Source organism: Neobacillus sp. DY30, assembly GCF_030123065.1.
GTDB lineage: Bacteria > Bacillota > Bacilli > Bacillales > Cytobacillaceae > Neobacillus.
On sequence record NZ_CP126093.1, the window covers coordinates 1,119,466 to 1,138,831 of the forward strand.

The 19,366-nt window shown below is 37.5% G+C and carries 19 protein-coding genes and 1 riboswitch; of the genes, 11 read left to right on the forward strand and 8 right to left on the reverse strand.

The window, feature by feature from the left end:
* Positions 1-58: 58 nt before the first annotated feature.
* The 5 genes from liaF (at position 59) to QNH29_RS05325 (ending at position 4,605) form a co-directional block, all read left to right on the forward strand.
* A complete protein-coding gene (gene liaF, locus QNH29_RS05305) occupies positions 59-793 on the forward strand; it encodes a cell wall-active antibiotics response protein LiaF (RefSeq protein WP_283863800.1) in 735 nt (244 codons plus the stop codon).
* Positions 790-1,842 carry a sensor histidine kinase gene (locus tag QNH29_RS05310; protein WP_283863801.1) on the forward strand — a complete coding sequence of 351 codons (1,053 nt, stop codon included), beginning with the start codon at positions 790-792 and terminating at the stop codon, positions 1,840-1,842. The genes liaF and QNH29_RS05310 overlap by 4 nt, the downstream gene beginning before the upstream one ends.
* On the forward strand, positions 1,835-2,467 hold the full coding sequence (locus tag QNH29_RS05315; RefSeq protein ID WP_283863802.1) for a response regulator: 633 nt from the start codon (positions 1,835-1,837) through the stop codon (positions 2,465-2,467). The genes QNH29_RS05310 and QNH29_RS05315 overlap by 8 nt, the downstream gene beginning before the upstream one ends.
* Before the next feature lie 206 nt (positions 2,468-2,673).
* Positions 2,674-4,002, forward strand: coding sequence for an oligosaccharide flippase family protein (locus tag QNH29_RS05320; protein WP_283863803.1), 1,329 nt, complete (start codon positions 2,674-2,676; stop codon positions 4,000-4,002).
* An 84-nt stretch (positions 4,003-4,086) separates the two neighbouring features.
* Positions 4,087-4,605: an RNA polymerase sigma factor gene (locus QNH29_RS05325; protein WP_283863804.1), complete on the forward strand. Its 519-nt coding sequence runs from the start codon at positions 4,087-4,089 to the stop codon at positions 4,603-4,605.
* 34 nt (positions 4,606-4,639) lie between these two features.
* On the opposite strand, the gene QNH29_RS05330 is transcribed toward QNH29_RS05325, so the two are convergent.
* From QNH29_RS05330 to QNH29_RS05345, 4 genes are all read right to left on the reverse strand, one after another.
* Positions 4,640-5,275: a Bax inhibitor-1/YccA family protein gene (locus QNH29_RS05330; protein ID WP_283863805.1), complete on the reverse strand. Its 636-nt coding sequence runs from the start codon at positions 5,273-5,275 to the stop codon at positions 4,640-4,642.
* 62 nt (positions 5,276-5,337) lie between these two features.
* The gene (gene mscL / locus QNH29_RS05335; protein ID WP_283863806.1) at positions 5,338-5,712 is read right to left on the reverse strand and encodes a large conductance mechanosensitive channel protein MscL; all 375 of its coding nucleotides are present in this window, start codon (positions 5,710-5,712) and stop codon (positions 5,338-5,340) included.
* A gap of 77 nt (positions 5,713-5,789) precedes the next feature.
* A complete protein-coding gene (locus tag QNH29_RS05340; RefSeq protein WP_283863807.1) occupies positions 5,790-7,022 on the reverse strand; it encodes an aminopeptidase in 1,233 nt (410 codons plus the stop codon).
* Positions 7,023-7,381: 359 nt separating this feature from the next.
* Complete coding sequence (locus tag QNH29_RS05345; protein WP_283863808.1) at positions 7,382-8,653, reverse strand: MDR family MFS transporter; 1,272 nt, start codon at positions 8,651-8,653, stop codon at positions 7,382-7,384.
* A 213-nt stretch (positions 8,654-8,866) separates the two neighbouring features.
* Between QNH29_RS05345 and QNH29_RS05350 the strand changes: the two genes are divergently transcribed.
* Together QNH29_RS05350 and hutH are read left to right on the forward strand one after the other, a co-directional pair.
* Positions 8,867-11,056, forward strand: a complete 2,190-nt coding sequence (locus QNH29_RS05350) for a DNA topoisomerase III (RefSeq protein ID WP_283863809.1) — start codon at positions 8,867-8,869, stop codon at positions 11,054-11,056.
* 331 nt (positions 11,057-11,387) lie between these two features.
* Complete coding sequence (gene hutH / locus QNH29_RS05355; RefSeq protein WP_283863810.1) at positions 11,388-12,905, forward strand: histidine ammonia-lyase; 1,518 nt, start codon at positions 11,388-11,390, stop codon at positions 12,903-12,905.
* Between the two features lie 28 nt (positions 12,906-12,933).
* Here hutH and QNH29_RS05360 read toward each other — a convergent pair whose 3' ends face one another.
* On the reverse strand, positions 12,934-13,098 hold the full coding sequence (locus QNH29_RS05360) for a hypothetical protein (RefSeq protein ID WP_283863811.1): 165 nt from the start codon (positions 13,096-13,098) through the stop codon (positions 12,934-12,936).
* Positions 13,099-13,711: 613 nt separating this feature from the next.
* Positions 13,712-13,799, forward strand: a riboswitch (cyclic di-GMP riboswitch).
* Positions 13,800-13,831: 32 nt separating this feature from the next.
* On the opposite strand from QNH29_RS05360, the gene QNH29_RS05365 reads away from it, so the two are divergent.
* Positions 13,832-13,981: an anti-repressor SinI family protein gene (locus QNH29_RS05365; protein ID WP_283863812.1), complete on the forward strand. Its 150-nt coding sequence runs from the start codon at positions 13,832-13,834 to the stop codon at positions 13,979-13,981.
* A 57-nt stretch (positions 13,982-14,038) separates the two neighbouring features.
* Here the strand turns inward: QNH29_RS05365 and QNH29_RS05370 are convergent, their stop codons facing one another.
* A complete protein-coding gene (locus tag QNH29_RS05370) occupies positions 14,039-14,368 on the reverse strand; it encodes a helix-turn-helix domain-containing protein (protein ID WP_283863813.1) in 330 nt (109 codons plus the stop codon).
* Positions 14,369-14,575: 207 nt separating this feature from the next.
* Here QNH29_RS05370 and map point away from each other — a divergent pair, with 207 nt between their 5' ends.
* Positions 14,576-15,328, forward strand: coding sequence for a type I methionyl aminopeptidase (gene map / locus QNH29_RS05375; RefSeq protein WP_283863814.1), 753 nt, complete (start codon positions 14,576-14,578; stop codon positions 15,326-15,328).
* Between the two features lie 22 nt (positions 15,329-15,350).
* Here map and QNH29_RS05380 read toward each other — a convergent pair whose 3' ends face one another.
* Positions 15,351-15,578, reverse strand: coding sequence for a DUF1128 domain-containing protein (locus QNH29_RS05380; protein WP_283863815.1), 228 nt, complete (start codon positions 15,576-15,578; stop codon positions 15,351-15,353).
* Between the two features lie 233 nt (positions 15,579-15,811).
* On the opposite strand from QNH29_RS05380, the gene QNH29_RS05385 reads away from it, so the two are divergent.
* Both QNH29_RS05385 and QNH29_RS05390 read left to right on the forward strand, forming a co-directional pair.
* Complete coding sequence (locus QNH29_RS05385; protein WP_283863816.1) at positions 15,812-16,192, forward strand: YtxH domain-containing protein; 381 nt, start codon at positions 15,812-15,814, stop codon at positions 16,190-16,192.
* Between the two features lie 40 nt (positions 16,193-16,232).
* Entirely contained in the window at positions 16,233-17,069 is an 837-nt protein-coding gene (locus QNH29_RS05390; RefSeq protein WP_283863817.1) for a YihY/virulence factor BrkB family protein, read from the forward strand.
* A 207-nt stretch (positions 17,070-17,276) separates the two neighbouring features.
* Here QNH29_RS05390 and QNH29_RS05395 read toward each other — a convergent pair whose 3' ends face one another.
* Positions 17,277-19,193, reverse strand: coding sequence for a heavy metal translocating P-type ATPase (locus QNH29_RS05395; RefSeq protein WP_283863818.1), 1,917 nt, complete (start codon positions 19,191-19,193; stop codon positions 17,277-17,279).
* Positions 19,194-19,366 lie beyond the last annotated feature (173 nt).

Consider the following 19,366-nt stretch of genomic DNA (forward strand, 5'->3'; position numbering starts at 1 on the left):
TATGCACCTTTTTGGCCTAACGATCAAACAGGATTAAAGTGAAGGGGAGGGTGGCCAGATGTTTAAAAATACAAAGAATAATTATACAGAATGGCTTGTTATCATTGGAGTTGTCGTTCTATTGCTAGAGGTTTTATTTTTTAACAGCGGTCTTGTTTTCTCCCTTTTATTTTCTTGTGGAATGATCTATTTAGGTCGAAAAAGAACAGGAAAAAAATTTGGTAAGTTTCTTTTCTTCGCAGGTATAATTTCATTAATCATCCATGTGTTTAGCATGATGACCTTTAGATTTTTGCTGCTTGCTATACTCATACATTTTATCATTCAATATACTAACTCCAAAAAGAATCCAAATAAGATTGCACTTGATATCAAAGAATCAGAGCAGGCTCAGCAAGAAGAGACACTGATTAAGACGAAGCCGCTCTTTGAAAATATTTTTTTCGGACAACAAAAAACACCAAGCAGTGTTTATGAATGGAATGACATTAACATCCAATCCGGAATTGGAGATACAATCATCGATTTAAGTTATACTGTATTGCCAAAGGGTGAAACCATTATCTTTATCCGAAATATCATTGGTAATATACAAATTCAAATACCTTATGAAATAGAAGTAAGTGTTCATCATTCGTCTGTTATTGGTGACACAACCGTTTTTGAAAATCACCAGCCCCAGGTTTTTAACCAAGCCTTCCACCTAAAGACAGCAGGCTATGATCAGGCAGAGCAAAAGGTGAAAATCTTTACCTCCTTATTGGTGGGCAATCTCGAGGTGGGCCGGATATGAGTACGATAAAAAGGCAGGTTGTTTGGAATATCACTTCTTCTGTCATAATTGCTCTCGTTGTTGCGGCAACCTTTATCATTGTTTTTCCGATTTCAGATTGGTCTGAACTATGGAATCGATATTTTATGGATATCCCATTTGTAATATTTATTCCAGCGTTCAGTATTGCCCTAGGTATCCTTTTGGGCATAATTTCCGGTATGTTCTGGAGAAGACAGTTTCAGGCTGTTGAGCATTCATTGCACTATTTAGAGCAGGGGAAACCATTAGGTACTGAGGAGAAGCAAACTATTTCAGAAATGCAAAGTATATTGGAACAAATTGATAGGATTGGCAGGCAAATGTCGGAACAAGCCAAGCTTTCACAACGATTGGCTACAGAAAAGGTTGAAGATCAGGAAGCAAGGATTCAAGAAATAATTGAACAAGAACGAAATCGTCTCGCCCGTGAATTACATGATTCTGTCAGTCAGCAATTATTTGCTGCTTCAATGATGATGTCGGCCATTAATACAACCAGACAAGATGCCAACGAAGAGGATAGGGAAGCAAAGCAGTTGAAAATGGTGGAGGAAATGATTCATCAGTCTCAACTTGAAATGCGTGCCCTGCTTCTTCATTTGCGTCCAGTTGCGTTAAAAAATAAGACACTACAAGAAGGAATTGAAGAGTTATTAATCGAATTATCACAGAAAGTAACAATGGAAATTAAGTGGAAGGTGGAAGCCTTTCCACTTGATAAAGGAATTGAAGATCATCTTTTCCGTATTCTCCAAGAGTCTGTCTCGAACACGCTTCGGCATTCAAAGGCGAACAAACTAGAAGTTTTATTGATTAAAAGGGATGACCTAGTCATTTTAAGAATTGTCGATGACGGGATTGGTTTTGAAGTCGAAAACATGAAAGCTGGATCATATGGGATGCAGAATATGCATGAGAGGGCACTTGAAGTTGGAGGTACGTTAAAGGTAATCAGCGTGAAGAGTAAAGGTACAAGGCTGGAAGTGAAGGTACCGGTTATATCAAATGGAGATGATATAAATGATTAGAGTTGTATTTGTTGATGATCATGAGATGGTGAGAATTGGAGTTTCTGCTTATTTATCGGCACAGCCAGACATTGAAGTCGTAGGTGAAGCAGCTGACGGTAAAAGGGGCGTGGAACTGGCACTAGACCTGAAACCTGATATTATATTAATGGATTTGGTCATGAAGGAAATGGACGGAATTGAAGCGACCAGACAAATTATTGAAAAATGGCCCGAGGCAAAAGTTATCATTGTCACTAGCTTTTTGGACGATGAAAAGGTGTATCCCGCACTAGAAGCTGGTGCTACAAGTTATATGTTAAAAACGTCAAAAGCAGATGAAATTGCCAATGCCGTTCGAGCTACATACCATGGACAGTCCGTTCTTGAGCCAGAAGTAACTGGAAAAATGATGGTTAAAATGCGCCAAAAACAGCGACAACTCCCACACGAAGAACTCACCAGCCGCGAAATGGAAATATTAATGTTAATGGCAGAAGGGAAAACCAACCAGGACATAGCTGATGAATTATATATAGCACTAAAAACAGTAAAAACCCACGTCAGTAACATCCTAAGCAAACTAAATGTCCAAGACCGAACACAAGCCGTCATCTACGCATTCAAACACGCATTAATTAAATAACGTTATAAAAAGGACCGAAAGAAGGTCCTTTTTCTATTGCAATGGCTGTGTTAAGGGAAATTTTGATTTTAGCACTCTGTTGATTTGCCCGGAGCGCAAATCAACAGAGACTAATATAACACAGCCTGTTGAAAAATTTCCCTACTAATCTTAGAACTTGTCTCATAGCTTATTAAAAGCGAGATTGTTTTAAAGGGGAGTTCGGAATGGCGATATTTTACAAAGGAATTTTATTTTTAGCCCTATCCGCTTTTCTAGGAGAAGGTGTAGAGTTCTTAGTTAATTTAATTCTAGCAAAAGAATTGGGCAAGCATGGATTAGGTTTATATATGTCCATACTTCCATCTATTTATCTGTTAGTCCTGTTATCCAGTTTTGAACTGCCGGTGTCAATATCAAAGTTTGTTGCTGAAAAAGAGGAGAAGTTTCATCGAAATATTCTGTATCATGCAATTACAATTACAATTATCTTCACCTGTATCCTGTTGGTGTTTGCTATGGCCCTCATTCCATTCATTTCAGTTTTTAATGGATACCACCCATATACACGATGGCTGATTATTTTGCTAGTTCCTGTCATTTCTTTTACTTCTGTGGCCCGGGGCTACTTTATGGGCAGACATCACATGGGGAAGATCGCCATTGCCAATTTCATAAGAAAGTCTATCCAGCTAGTGTTGTTATTTGCATTATTTCGTTTTTTTCAATTTGACTCTGAAGCCTCGGTACTTATCGCCATTGCCTCATTTATCGGCAGTGAAATTGCGGTATTTCTTTACTTATGTTACATGTTAATCATTCAATTTCAGCAGCTGAAACGGATGCCCTTTTCTAACTTAAATAGGAAGGCAGTCCGGAAAAATCTAATGGCTGTCTCGGTTCCAACAACAGGGTTACGTCTATTCTCAGCATTAACAGGGGCGATACAACCCTTTTTGATCAAGGCAGCATTGGTCAAATCCGGACTTTCTGAAACCATTGCTACCGAGCATTTTGGCATGCTAATGGGGGTTGCTGTTTCAATTGGATTTTTCCCGGCATTTATTGCTCATTCTTTAATGACAGTGTTAATTCCAGCTGTTTCGAAAACTTACTCCATGAGAGATTACTCGACACTGCAAAAAATGCTTACACAAGTAATGACGCTTACCTTCCTTTATGGGGTTCCAGCGGTAGTCATTTTCTATCTTTTTGCCCAGCCGCTTACATCGATTTTCTTTACTTCATCAACTGCAGCTGTTTACTTACAGATGCTGTGGCCATTCTTTTTATTTCACTTTTTTGTCATGCCAATGCAGGCATTTTTAATCGGTTTAGGACTTATCAAGGAAACGTTTATACATGCAATTTGGTCGACGATTGTCTCTTTTGCTATTATTATTCTTCTTGCCTCACGTCCCGAATGGAGGATGGATGGCGTGATTATTGCGATGAATACAGGATCAGTCTTATTGGCGCTCATGCACTACTTAAGTATTTGCAAAAAAATTGGCGTCTCCATTTTTATGAAGGGGCTTATTGAAAAAAATAATTAAGAAATCTAATGAAGGTGTAGGGGGTTAGTCCGTTTATTCCGTCTATTAATATAAGATGTGCTAATAGGAAAGAGGGTTTTATAAATGCGGGATAGATTGACTGATTCCTTTGAATCGATGGTAAAAGAACATGGGAAAGCCATTTTTAACTATATTTTTTCGCTAGTGAGACAAAAGGAACTTACAGAGGACTTATACCAAGAGGTTTTGATTTCCGCCTACATGGCGTTTCATACAGTTAAAGAACCGTCCAGACTAAGGGGCTGGCTGTTTACGATTGCGAGAAATAAGTGCCGGGATTATTGGAGGAAGGAAAATAAAACAAAGCAGTTTTGGAAGGAAGAGGTGTATTCTTATTCTGCTGCAGCAGAAGCCCCGCCGCTTCCAGAAGAAGAGGTTTTACATAAAGATTCAGCTGCAAAAATGACTGAAAGTGTCAAGGCGCTTCCAGAGATTTATCAGTCTGCTATTTTTCTATATTATTACAAAGACCTTACATTAAATGAGATATCAAAAAGAACAAACATCCCAATATCAACCGTTAAAACTAGAATGAAAAGGGGGAAAGAGCACCTTAAACCAAAGCTCAAATCCTTCGCATAAGAAAAAGCCGGGAGAGAACTCCCGGCTTCTATTTTCAGTCCTTAGATGAAAGAATTCCAAAGATTCGCAAGATACTTACGAAAAGATTAATAAAGTCCAGGTATAAGTTTAAGGCCATTAAAGGAACTTCTTCAGCACTTACACCATAATGCTTCATACGGTTAAAATCAAACAATACATATCCACTAAAAACCAATACACCTATGAAAGAGAATGCAAGCATACCAGTTGAACTTAGCGGCATGAAAATATTAAAAATAGAAATGGCTACTAAAGCTAGTAATGCTGCTAATAGGAATCCGCCTAAAAAGGAGAAGTTCCGTTTAGATACTGTTGCATAAATGGCTATACCCGTAAAAACGATTGTAGTGCTTCCAAAAGCCATCAAAACCACATTTGCTCCAGCCGTCATGGCATAATACGAAACAATCGGGTATAACGTAATCCCGGATATAAATGTGAAGACATAAAGGAAGGTATATGATATGGCCTTTTTACGTCTAAAGAAAAAGGCAATCATCAACAAAACGAATTCAAGAATCGCTAATGGTAAAAATAATGCCGGCGGCACAAAGGTTCCTGCCATTGTTCCAACAAAGGCGATGGCTAACGAAAGTGCAAAAGTCCTAATGACGGATGGCAAAAATTCAGTAGATGTTTGTGTATACAATTTTCTTCACCTCGAAAATAGTTTATATCTTGAATATACGAAGAAAAGGTCAAGATGTTTCATTATCTAGAAAAATCTTTTTCTGCTTTTAATAAATCTCGTATTTCTGCTAGAAGTTCTTCTTTCTTATCAATTTCAACCACTACCTTAACTTCCTCTTCCTTCTTTTTAAAACGAGAAAGGAATTTTATAAACATAAAGATAGAAAAAGCTATGATTAAGAAATCAATAATTGATTGTAGAAATACCCCATATCTTACTTCTCCAAACGCTAGATCCGCGACACTAACCCTGCCAACGAGCATGGCCACAATTGGCATAATAATATCTGCAACAAGTGAGGAAACGATCTTCCCGAATGCTCCGCCAATCACTACCCCGACAGCGAGATCAATCACATTCCCTCTCATGGCAAACTTTTTAAACTCATTTAACATAATTAAAACCTCCAAAGTTCTCATCTAATCAACAAAGAGCAGCTTCATATTCAGAAGCTGCTCCTATTATTATATCATTAAAATGCCCAATTGCCTTTTCTAAATACCGGTTCTCTTGTTCCATCAGCTTTAATGCCATCAATGTCCATGTCTTCCGAGCCAATCATGAAATCAACATGTGTAATACTGTCATTAAGACCATTTTCTTTTAGTTCTTCAGAAGACATTTTCTTACCGCCTTCAATACAGAAAGCATAAGCGCTTCCGATTGCTAAGTGGTTTGAAGCATTTTCATCAAACAAAGTATTGTAAAAAAGAACATTCGATTGTGAAATTGGTGAATTGAAAGGAACTAGTGCGACTTCACCAAGATAATGTGAGCCTTCATCTGTTTCAACTAAGCGCTTTAGGAATTCTTCGCCTTCTTCAGCTTTATAATCAACAATTCTTCCGTTTTCAAAGGTAACGGAGAAACGGTCGATAATATTGCCACCATAACTTAATGGTTTTGTGCTTGCAACGGTACCATTTACACCATCACGATGAGGAACGGTGAAGACTTCTTCCGTTGGCATATTCGCCATAAATTCAAAACCCTTTTCATTTATACTGCCAGCCCCAACCCAAAGATGGTTATGAGGAAGTTCGATGGTTAAATCTGTTCCTGGTGCAGTATAGTGAAGTTTTTGGTAGCGTTTTTCATTTAAATAGTTAACTTTTTCATGTAAAGTTTCATCGTGCTTCTTCCAAGCTTCTACAGGATTTTCAGTATCGACTCGAACAGCTTTGAAGATGGCGTCCCAAAGTAATGAAACTTGTTGATCACGTGGTGCATCTGGGAATACCTTTGCTGCCCAATCAGGGGATGGAGCTGCAATGACTGTCCAGCTTACTTTATCTGATTGTGCTGCTTGACGGTATTTTGCCAGTGCCGTTCCAGCCGCCTTTTGGAAGTTAGAAATACGTTCTGGATTAACTCCTTTTAATAAATCAGGGCTAGACGAGACAATAGCCATAAAAGCTGCACCTTGGTCAACAAAGTCTTCCATTTCCTTTGCGCGCCAAACTGGATATGTAGTAAAAGCATCATCTGGTGCTAATTCATATTTAGTTCTAGAAATCACATCGTCAGTCCAGTTAACTACCACGTTAACTGCACCTGCTGTATAGGCGTTTTTCACAACAAGACGGACAAATTCAGCTGCGTCTATGGTCGTATTTATCACCAAAGTTTGACCTTTTTGAATATTAACACCAACCTTCACGGCTAGCTCTGCATATTTCTCAAGGTTTCTTTGAAATTCACTCATAATTTAGCTCCTTTTTTTCAGAATCTTCCTTTTTCATTTTAGACCTTTTAATGTCAAAAAGAAACTGATAACAGTTTAAGTTCTACACTATAAAATTGGGAAAAAAAATCAGCAGGGACGTGAATCTCTACTGTAATTTGCTTCCATATACTTTTATATTAAAATAAACACCTGCAGAAAAAAGTACAACGAAAGTAATAATTCCAGATAATGATGTAGGGGACATAAATTGGGACAATTCCATCAATACCACCCTCCTTATAGTAGAAAACGTTTACAGACTAATTATAATTGTAAACCACTAAAATGTGAACATTTTAGCACAATTTATTGAAGGTTTATTACATTAAAAAAGGATCCTAATTAGGACCCAGTGCCGTTTTCTTTTCAAAAGAATGAAACATAAGCCAATATAATCCTGCGCTTGCAAGTGCAAGAAGGCATAATACGAAAAATGTCCACTCATACCCAATCAAAACCGTCAATGGAATGGATAACGGAGCGATGGTACGGCTGATGGTGAATCGTAAGCTGGCCGCAGCAAAATATTGGCCTCTCATATGCTCAGGTGCGAGCTTCGAAACAAAGCTTTGTTGAATTCCCGCTCCCATTAACTCTGCAAAGGTAAAGACCGCCATCGCGATAATAAATCCCCATATCCAGTGAGTTTGACTAAATAGCACAATCGAAATCGCATAAATAACGGAAGAAAACACAAATACATTTCTCTCTTTGTATCTACTCATCCATTTTGTAACTACAACCGTTAATAAAGCAACAAGAAAACCATTCTCAGCGAGCACTATCCCAAAGGCCTGCTCACCCTTAACGGAAAATGACCAGTCTCCTAGTGAAAAAAGAGTTTGAAGATCAATTACATCTTTCATATAAACAGGAAATAATAAATCCAATTGCATAAAAGTTTGCCCAGCTAAGACACCCGCAATAATAAAAATCAGGAAGGTTTTATCATTTATGATTAAGGTGTAATCTTTCAGTTGATTTTGTAAGAAATCGTACCATTTACCTTTTGCTACCATGGCGGCGAATTTTTGTATTGGTGCCGTTTCCCTTGTCCATTTTGCTAAGATTAAGCCTAGTAACATACAAATAAGACCAGCAAATAGTAACGTTTCAAAACGATAATTCACATAAAAAATTGCCCCTAAAATAGGACCAATTACTACTGCAATATTAATGGAAGTGTAGAAAATTGCAAATACATTGCTTCTATCTTTCTCATCAACGACATCTGCCACCATTGCTTGACTGGCCGGCCAATAAAATGAACCAAATACCCCGGCAATTGCGAAGGAAGTGAATCCCAGCCAAGGAGATTCAAGCCACGGAGAACTTGCTGCAGCAAAAACTATAAACGAGAGTCCTTGTCCAATGGCAGAGAGAACCATCATTCGTTTTCGCCCAAAACGGTCAGCACAATATCCGCCCATTAGGTTCGCTATGACAGAGAAAATTTGTGAAAAAACCAATAATAAACCAGCCTTGCTTTTACCGAATTCCTCTGCGAAATAAATCGTCAGGAAAGGAAAGAACATCCAAAATGTAATGTTCATCATCGCTTCACTAAATAAGCGAACCTTCAAATTCGGATCCCAATCTCTAATCCTCATGTTGTACCCCCGAAGCAAATATGTATGATAGCGCTTTTTTATCATACTATCCTAAATCAGATAAAAACAAGAAAAAAAGATTGGTATAAATGAATGTACCTACATGTTTTTAGTCCTAATCTTTAAAAGCTTGATGTAAGCAATGCTATTCTGTAATTCAAGTAATAATATGCTATATTATTATCTAATGGTTTACCGAAAGGATGTTTAAAAATGAAAAAAATTGTGGTTATAGCTGAAAAACCCTCTGTCGCTCGAGATATAGCACGAGTACTGAACTGCAATAAAAAAGGAAATGGTTTTTTAGAAGGAGACAAATATATTGTTACATGGGCACTAGGACATTTAGTTACTCTGGCAGATCCGGAAGTATATGACGATAAATATAAAACCTGGAAAATGGAAGATTTACCGATGCTTCCAAATGAGTTAAAACTTGTTGTCATTAAGCAAAGCAGTAAGCAGTTTCATGCTGTAAAAAGCCAACTGCAACGATCTGATGTCGGGGAAATTGTAATTGCAACAGATAGCGGCCGTGAAGGGGAACTAGTTGCAAGATGGATCCTTGCTAAGGCAAAGGTTAATAAACCTACAAAACGTCTATGGATATCTTCTGTTACAGATAAAGCAATTAGAGATGGCTTTGCCAACTTAAAGCCGGGCAAAGCCTATGAAAATTTATATGAATCTGCTGTTGCGCGGTCAGAAGCGGATTGGTATATCGGTCTTAATGCAACACGTGCATTAACAACCCGCTTTAATGCACAGTTAAACTGTGGCCGTGTACAAACCCCAACGGTTGCAATCATTGCAGCACGGGAGGAAGAAATTAAAAACTTTAAAGCCCAAACTTATTACGGGATCGAAGCGCAAACATCAGATAATTTAAAATTGACTTGGCAGGATGCAAAAGGAAATAGCCGAAGCTTTGATAAAGAGAAAGTCGATTCAATTGTAAAAAGACTGGGCAAACAAAACGCCATAATAAAAGAAATTGAGAGAAAACAGAAAAAAACCTTTTCTCCTGGGCTTTATGATTTAACTGAATTGCAGCGCGATGCGAACAAGATCTTTGGTTATTCTGCCAAGGAAACGTTAAACATTATGCAAAAGCTTTACGAGCAGCATAAAGTCTTAACCTATCCTCGTACAGACTCTCGTTACCTTTCTTCTGATATTGTAGGAACGCTTCCAGAACGCTTGAGAGCATGTGGAGTAGGAGAGTACCGTCCGTTAACCAATAAGATCTTAAGTAAGTCAATAAAAGCATCGAAGGCATTTGTAGATGACAGCAAGGTTTCTGATCACCATGCGATTATTCCAACAGAAAGTTATGTAAACTTCTCAGCTTTCACAGATAAAGAGCGGAAAATTTATGATCTAGTGGTGAAACGATTCTTAGCCGTGTTATTCCCGGCATTTGAATATGAGCAATTAACGCTTCGTGCAAAAATCGGTGAAGAAAACTTTGTTGCCAGGGGAAAAACTATTCTTTCGAGTGGATGGAAAGAGGTATACGAGAACCGCTTTGAAGACGAGGATGCAGCAGACGACTTAAAGGAACAGATTTTACCACGACTTGAAAAAAATAATACCCTTAATGTGAAGTTAATCGCACAAACATCAGGTCAAACTAGTCCGCCTGCCCGTTTTAATGAGGCAACATTACTTTCGGCAATGGAAAACCCAACGAAGTATATGGAAACCAATAATAAACAACTGGCAGAAACGTTAAAATCAACTGGTGGATTAGGAACTGTAGCAACGCGTGCAGATATTATTGAAAAGCTATTCAATTCCTTTTTAATCGAAAAACGTGGTAAAGACATTCACCTTACGTCAAAGGGACGTCAATTGCTGGATTTGGTACCTGAAGAACTTAAGTCACCTGCCTTAACAGCTGAGTGGGAACAAAAGCTTGACCAAATTGCCCAAGGTAAGTTGAAAAAAGATGTTTTTATCAGCGAAATGAAAAAATACACAAAAGAAATTGTCGCGGAAATAAAAGCCAGTAACAAAAAATATAAGCACGACAATATCTCTACAAAAAGCTGCCCTGATTGTGGAAAACCGATGCTTGAAGTAAATGGGAAAAAAGGCAAAATGCTTGTATGCCAAGACCGCGAATGCGGACATCGAAAAAATGTTTCTAGAGTTACAAATGCGCGCTGCCCGCAATGTCATAAAAAACTGGAGCTTCGCGGTGAAGGGGAAGGTCAAATTTTCGTTTGTAAATGTGGGCATCGTGAGAAACTAACTGCGTTTGAAGCACGACGAAAAAAAGAATCTTCAGGTAAAGTAGATAAACGTACGGTGCAAAAGTATCTGAAAAACCAAAACAAGGAAGAAGAGCCTATTAATACAGCTTTAGCTGATGCTTTAAAAAAGTTGAATCTAAAGTAAAGAATACGAAATAAGCTAGTTGTTAAGACACATAAAAGGTCCTGCTTTTCGCAGGACTTTTTTTTAGAATGAAACACCTAATACGTTTATTTACTATTGTGCTAAAGTGTTATTGTGCTAAAATTCTGTCAATTATGTTGACAATCAAGCTTTTTATCACATACAATAATTATTAGAATAAAAATAGTTGAATGGAATGATAACCTATGAGGCAAACAAAAACAAAATATCATTCAATAATGTTAATAAAAGAGGCTGGACTCCAAATCTAATCGGATATGGAATCCAGCCTCTTTCTTTATTCTAATAAAGTGGTAGAGGGGCGAGAAATATGATTATGCTGACAGGTCAAAGTTTAACATTGGAACAAATGAAAGAGATTTTATTTCGAAAAGAGAAGGTTTTTGCTTCTGATAAAAGTATGGAGCTTGTAAAGAAGAGCCGTGAAGCTGTGGAAAGAATTGTTTCCGACCATAAAGTGGTGTACGGAATAAATACAGGATTTGGAAAGTTTAGTGATGTTTTGATCGACAGAGAGAACGTCAGGGAATTACAGCTAAACTTAATCCGTTCCCATGCTTGTGGAGTCGGCGAACCTTTTCCAGAAATTGTTTCAAAAGCGATGGTTCTATTACGGGCCAATGCACTTTTAAAAGGTTTTTCAGGTGTTAGACCAATCATTATTGAGAAACTTTTAGAGCTAGTCAATACTGATATCATACCGGTTATTCCTCAGCAGGGTTCATTGGGTGCCAGCGGTGATTTGGCGCCGCTTTCCCACTTAGCTTTAGTACTTATTGGGGAAGGGGAAGTCTTTTACAAAGGCAATAGGATGGACTCGATTCATGCTCTTCAAATGGAAGGAATTCTGCCCATTACATTAGAGGCAAAAGAAGGTCTTGCATTAATTAATGGAACGCAGGCGATGACAGCGATGGGAGTCGTCGGCTATCTTGAAGCAGAGCAGCTTGCATTTGAAAGTGAACTCATCGCTGCCATGACGATGGAAGGTCTGAACGGAATACTAGATGCGTTTGCTGAGGAGGTTCATGCAGCAAGGGGGTACCAGCAGCAGATTGATACAGCAGCGAGAATCCGCAATTATCTAAGTGATAGTTTATTAACCAGTGTTCAAGGAGAATACCGGGTGCAAGATGCTTATTCCATTAGGTGTATACCACAAGTCCATGGTGCTTCATGGCAGGCATTGGATTATGTAAAAGAAAAATTAGAAATCGAAATGAATGCAGCCACAGACAATCCTTTAATATTTGATGAAGGGGCAAAGGTTATTTCAGGCGGAAATTTTCATGGTCAGCCGATTGCTTTCGCAATGGACTTTATGAAAATTGCAGTTGCAGAGCTTGCGAATATTTCTGAAAGACGTATTGAGAGATTAGTAAATCCACAGTTGAACGATCTGCCTGCTTTTTTAAGTCCTGAGCCTGGTCTGCAGTCAGGGGCGATGATTATGCAATATGCCGCCGCATCGTTAGTATCAGAAAATAAAACTCTTGCCCATCCAGCGAGTGTGGATTCCATTCCTTCTTCCGCAAATCAGGAAGACCATGTCAGTATGGGAACGATCGCCTCTAGGCATGCTTATCAAATTATCCAGAATGCGCGCAGGGTACTGGCAATTGAATTCATCTGCGCTATGCAGGCCGTTGAAATTCGCGGGGTAGAAAAAATGGCGAGCCAGACTAGGAAGATGTATGAGAAGGGTAGAGAGCTAGTTCCTTCCATCATGAAGGATCGAATCTTTTCTAAAGATATTGAAAGGGCTGCAACAGGTCTAAAAGACATGGATTTAAGAAAGCTCATTAAAATAGTTGATAATGTTAAATAAGCAAAAAAAGGCGTGAATTTCACGCCTTTTATTCTACGTCCTTCGTTTCAACTCTATTCTTAAATGCTTCTTGTACTACAATAAACTCTTCGTCCCCAATGGCTTCCTTTGAATGTTTTTCAACTACGTTATCCTTAGGTAAATTTCCAGGATGGCCTTTCTTTTTATGGTTAAAATGTTCTCCACGTGCCAAATTAAACACTCCTTTCGTCTACGAATGTATCATTCCCAAACGAAAGAAATTTATTAATGAAGCAGGTAGAAAGATTTTTATTTACCTTCTATATTTTCATCAGATTTTGCTGGTTTGCACATGCGGTCAAGCAGGTAACCGAAAAACACCATAAAACCAATTGGAATAGCAAAATTTAACACATGAATGGTTGTCATTATAAAGGATCACCACCATATTTATAATATTTTTAATATTTAGTATATTTTAATGTTGTTAATAAATAAGTCAATTATCACAAAATAGACAAATTTCACAGTATTTTCTAGTCTTTTTGTATCAATTTTACAAATTACTTCCTCAGGTAAAATTACCAAATTCGACCAAATTTTTTATTTTTTCCATTAAACTTCTATCGAAATCGTTTATTTTAGACTATTTGTAAAGTATCTAAAGGTCTTTTTGTTGAAAAATGGAATATTTTGTGTAAAAAAAAGCTTCGAAAAAATAAATTATTTGACAAAATGCAACACGATACTGAAAAAGTACTATATATAATAAACATAGGAATGATGGAACTGGAAGACTAGTCTGCCGAATATACTGAATAATCAATGATTTATGAGCAATTAGCAACAGAAAAGGGCAAACCTATTGAAAAATGGGGACGCAAAGCCGAGGATCTAAGGTATGAATTTTACTATGATGGCCGGGCTGCCTGGAATACGACAATGTATTTTGGGAGTGATTCAGAGTGGCAATAGCTGATAGTATGAAAAATGGGATGGACCCAGAATGGTTAGCTCTTATTTTAGAGGCAAAGGAGTTAGGAATTTCAAAGGAAACAATCTTAAATTTCCTCCACAAGAACGAAGTCAGAGAGGTAGTATTAAAACATCGATAAAATTTATAAAAGAACAAAGCATACTACAAAAACCGCGTAGTATGCCTTGTTTTTTTATTATTCGTTATTGTTTTGACCAATTCGCCACTTATTGAATTCAATAAAGTCGCGAAATTGTTCTTTGGATACACCTGACTCCATTGCTTCTTTTACAATACTCATCCAATCACTATCTAATTCTTCTTTATTAATGTGCTCATTTATTAGATGATCAACCGGTACGTTTAATACAGAAGAAATCTTTTCAAGGAACTGGATAGAAGGATTTCTTTGCAGGTTTCTTTCCAGAGAGCTTAAGTAAGATTTAGCGACACCTGCTTGCTCGGCAAGTTCTGATAATGACATCTTTTTTTCTAACCGTAGTTTTTTAACACGATCACCTATCATTGGGCTCACACACCTAATTTTTATTATAGCTATAATAATTTTATCAGAAAAGCTGTAAAAGTTCCATATTAAGAACAGTTTATTATAAGAAAAATATTTTTCAACATCGAATATTTTTTGAAAAAATGTAAGCTAAGCGATAATATTAAAGAGCATTTCTATTTACAAGAATACTTAAAAATAATATATAAAAAGGTTGGGAAAATCATGATTGTTCTTAAATCACAGCGAGAAATTGATGCGATGCAAAAAGCAGGAGAAATTCTTGCTTCATGCCATAAAGAAATTGCAAAAATGATAAAACCAGGTATAACGACGTGGGAAATTGAGGAATTTGTTGATGATTACCTATTAAAATACAATGCTGCTCCGCAACAAAAGGGCTATAAGGGCTATAAATATGCAACATGTGCGAGCATTAACGATGAAGTTTGCCATGGTTTTCCAAGAAAGGAGCCTTTAAAGGAAGGCGATATTGTAACCATCGATATGGTCGTTAATTATAATGGAGGTTTAGCTGATTCGGCATGGTCCTATGCGGTTGGGAATGTCTCTAAGGAAACAGAGCACTTATTAATGGTTACAAAAGAGGCACTTTATAAAGGAATAGAACAGGCAATCCCTGGCAATAGGATTGGAGATATTGGTCATGCTATTCAAACGTATGTAGAAGGGGAAGGGTTGTCAGTTGTTCGTGATTTTATTGGCCATGGAATTGGTGCAGTCATTCATGAAAAACCCGATGTACCACATTACGGGCTGCCTGGAAAAGGCCCAAGAATAAAAGAAGGTATGGTATTTACCATAGAGCCAATGGTTAATATGGGTATGTACCAAACAAAGATGGATAGTAATGGCTGGACAGCTAGGACTATTGATGGAAAATATTCTGCCCAATATGAACATACAATTGCCATTACCAAGAAAGGTCCGATTATTTTAACTGAACAGAAAAAATAAAACAGATCCGGTGAGATCTGTTTTATTTATGTTTGCGAAGGTTTCCCAATTCCTCCACTAAAGCCTGCATTTCGTTAGGGCTAAAAGAAGGTTTTTTCATAACCATCTCATAAATTTCTTTTAATTCCTCATACATTTCTTCATCAAAGTGTGAAGGTTTAATGGCTCCGAGATTTAGTACTTTTAACTTTTCTTTAATTTGTTCAATCATATACTCTACATTTTCAATTGTTTTCTCTGATAAATTCATCCCGTCACCCTTTCAGTATTCGTAACTTTATCTTTCCATTTTCAATCACAGATGTCAATCTAAACATGTTTTGTGGAGTCTATTGATGGGTAATAAAAATAATAGGATAAAAATATCGCGAACTCTTGCATTTGTCTATAAGCTTAAAGCAAAATATAAAGTGGAGTTTTTTGGTATTTTTTTATAGTGTTGAAACGGTTGATAAAAACTTTTTGAAAGGAGAGGTTAAAAAAATGAGTAAAAATTTATTTTTAAAAGGCATGTTCTACGGTGCCTTAGTAGGTGGAGCACTTAGCTTATTAGATAAAAAAACACGCCAGGACATGAAGGTAAATGTGAAAAAAGCGTACGAGCAAGTTTCTTATGCGGTTCGCCATCCTGAAGAAATAACGGAAAATGTGAAAGAGGCTGCAGAAAAAATTAGAAATGCAATTGAACAGGTTAGCGAGGATATTTCTTACATAACCGATAAAGTGGATGAAATCCGTGAATTAACTCCCCAAGTAAAAGAAGCGTTGAAGGAAACGAAGAGTACTTTCACAGAACTTGGAGATTCACTCTCAGAAGATCTATTAAAAGAGGGGAATGTGGCAGAAGATTCAGCAGCGAAGTAAAAATTAAGAATCGACTACATATTAAGGAGAGGTGAAAAAAATGGAAAAGGCAGTGAATGTCCGTAAATCCCTGTTAAGACTTTTATGGCACAGGATTGAAGAAGATGATATACCAGGTTTATCTGCTCAGCTCGCCTATTTTTTTCTTCTTTCACTGTTTCCGCTTCTTATATTCATTTTTACGTTACTGCCATATTTGCCTATTCCATATCCTGATATTTTAGGCAGTATTAGAGAGTTTGCACCTCCACAAACAATGGATTTGATTGAAAAAAATGTTAACCATGTAATGAATAATCGCAATGGGGGTTTGTTGTCTTTTGGGGTTATTGGTACGATTTGGTCTGCTTCTAATGGTATTCACGCCTTAGTGAGGGCTTTTAATAAGGCATATAATGTGGAAGAAAGCCGTTCTTTTATCGTTGCTAGAGGCACGGCCATTCTGTTAACGATGGGAATGATTGTCGTTTTTATCGTTGCTCTATTACTTCCGATATTCGGAAGGGAAATTGGAGTATTTCTTTTCTCTTATTTAGGGTTTAAGTTGGAATTCCTCCGTATTTGGGAAACGCTAAGATTGGTTGTCAGTGCTCTAATATTATTTTTAATTTTCACCGGATTGTATTGGATTGCTCCCAATGTCAAATTACGCTGTAGAAGTGCATTCCCAGGAGCTGGTTTTGCAACAGTGGGCTGGATTCTTTCCTCCTATGCTTTATCTTTCTATGTAAGTAACTTTAACAACTTTTCACTAACCTATGGAAGTATTGGAGCGATTATTGTTTTACTTATTTGGCTGTATATATCAGGGTTTATTATGATTCTCGGCGGGGAAATAAATGCTTTCTATAGCGAGAAGCATAAAACTAATTGTTAAAATTTTTCTTTATGAAAAGTTCTTAACTGCAGACAATATAAGTGTGGGGAACAGATATCAACTAGGGGGGATCATCATGACTAAACATACAAAAAAAGATGGCGGAACAAAGCAAAAGGGTAAAGGCAGTAAAGGAAATAAGACTTCAGGATCTGCAAACGGAAGCAATGGATATCACTAAATAGAACCGGGCATAAGCCCGGTTCTTTAATTTTTTAGAAGCCTTAAACTGTTAAGAATCACAAGAATAGTGCTGCCTTCATGCCCAATGACCCCAAATGGCAAATCCAGTAATTGAAAAAAGTTAGATGAAATTAATACCATGATGACCGTGATAGAGAAGATAACATTTTGTTTAATAATTCGATTCATACGTTGAGATAGATGAATAGCCTCGGCTATTCTTGGTAAATCATTTTTCATTAGAACTACATCCGCTGTTTCAAGGGCTACATCCGATCCCTCCCCCATGGCGATTCCAACATTTGCAATTGCTAAAGCCGGAGCGTCATTGATTCCATCGCCAACCATCGCAATGGTTCCGTATTTCTCTTTTAATACTTTAAGCTGCTCCACTTTTTCTTCAGGAAGACATTCCGCAAAGTACTGATCCACATGACTTTCTGCTGCAATCGCGTTGGCTGTTTTCTCACTATCACCAGTGAGCATAACCGTGTAAATACCTTGTTTCTTTAAATGATCGATGGCAAGTTTGGTTTCTTGTCTAACCACATCTTTTAAAGCAATCATCGCAGCTAAACAATCGTTTACTTGTACAAAAACAAGTGTATTTCCTTGACTTGCAAGGTTAACTGCTTTGCCGTCAGCGAATGACAGTGCAGCCTCTTTCCCAACAAAATCTGCTTTTCCTATTTTCCACTGCTCTCCACCTATTTCCGCTTTAATACCCCATCCAGAGACATCCTCAAGGTTTTCGGGGTGAAGGAGATTCCGGTCAAGATTAGCTTTCACATATTTTACAATCGATTGTGCTAGAGGGTGATTGGATTGATTTTCTATTGAAGCGACTTTCCATAAAAGGTCAACTTCCACAAAATTTTCATTGATGATAATTTCCGTAACCTCAGGTTTTCCTTTCGTGAGCGTACCGGTTTTGTCGAACGCAATAGCTTTTAAGTGGCTCAAATTCTCTAAGTGTACGCCGCCTTTGACTAATATACCGCGTTTTGCACCATTTGAGATGGCCGACAGTGTTGCAGGCATAATGGAAGCAACAAGGGCACATGGTGAAGCAACAACTAATAAAATCATGGCACGATAAAACGACTCATTCCAGGTCCAGTCAAGCAAGAAATAGGGCAGAAACATCATCAATAAAACCACTGCTAAAACCGTTTTTACATAGGTACCTTCAAAACGTTCAATAAACAGTTGTGAAGGAGACTTTTCACTTTGGGCAGATTGTACAAGCTCAATAATTTTATGAAAAAGTGTTTCATTACTAGCCTTTGTTGTTTGGACAGTAATAGCCCCAGTTAAATTCACCGTACCTGCATAGACTTCCATTTCTAGCGCTTTTGAAACAGGCATCGATTCTCCTGTAATCGCAGCTTCATCAATGTTTGTTTGTCCCTTCTTGATGACACCATCAGAAGGTATTCTTTCCCCAGGCTTTACAAGAATATGGTCTCCGACATTCAGTTCGGAAACAGGAACACGCCTTTCCACCCCATTATTAATTAGAAGAGCTTCTTCTGGCTGAAGCTTCATTAGTGAGGAAATCTCTTTATGGCTCTTGTTCATGGTATAAGTTTCTAGTGCACCACTGACAGCAAAAATAAAAATGAGAATGGCCCCTTCTGTCCAGTAGCCAATAATCGCGGATCCAATCGCAGCAAAAATCATCAGCATTTCAACGTTTAATTCTTTATTTTCATACGTAGCTTCAATTCCTTCTTTTGCTTTAGCAAAGCCGCCAATCACAAAAGCCAATAAATAAAAGATAATGGAAGCTACATGGTCATTCATTTTGTCCGAAATCCATCCAGCTGCAATGAAAACACCGCTTAAACCAGCCGCAATCAATTCTGCATGAGGTTTAATTTTTTCTATAATCCCTACCTTGGGTATTACCTTTGATAATCTCTTAGCATCTGTACTCATTTTCAGTTCCCTCCCCCTAATTGAGAAAAATAATCAAAATCATTACCCCTAAAAAACACGAAAGCTGTCATCAATTAAGATGACAGCAGTCTTCCAAAAACAATTATTAGATTAATTTAATTCTATTTTATCATATAGTCTATGTTTATTATATATAAATGCTCCAAAATATT